Origin of the sequence: Paenibacillus terrae (assembly GCF_005217525.1) — a bacterium.
Taxonomy (GTDB): Bacteria; Bacillota; Bacilli; order Paenibacillales; family Paenibacillaceae; genus Paenibacillus; species Paenibacillus terrae_C.
In genome coordinates, this window is record NZ_PNXQ01000004.1 from 59,092 (window position 1) to 59,645 (window position 554).

Consider the following 554-nt stretch of genomic DNA (forward strand, 5'->3'; position numbering starts at 1 on the left):
GTTGAGTTTCAATCATATAAATAATGTTTCTTTTTATGTAAAATACGTCCTATAAGCAACCTTAAAATAATACAATAGTGTGAAAAAAGAGAAATAAATGGTTTATATACTCACTCTAATTTATGATGCCTTAGAAAGAAGTCTTTTTTTAACGAATCCCGTGATAATTGAAAAATTGAATGAAGTACATAACGTTTAAATCCTTCATCCAATATAAATTGAATCTGTGGATCGGCTATAGTTAGTTGGACAGATAAAAAGAAGTTAAGCATGAAAGCAATAACGAAGCGAAGGAGCCAAAAGCTGGAGATAAATAAAGAACCGGCAGAGGACGCTTCCCTGAAAAAATAAAAACGTTCATGGGGAAATTGAACTTCCCCATGAACGCGTATGGAGCTAATTACTTTTTCTTCTGAGATACTTGGATGCTGCTGCTGCAACAATCACAAATACCACTATGCAAAAATAAGGATATGAATCGGAGCTGCCGGCATTGTTAAAAGCTTTGATAAGCGCATACAATGCCACCAATCCAATGAGACCAACAACGAATT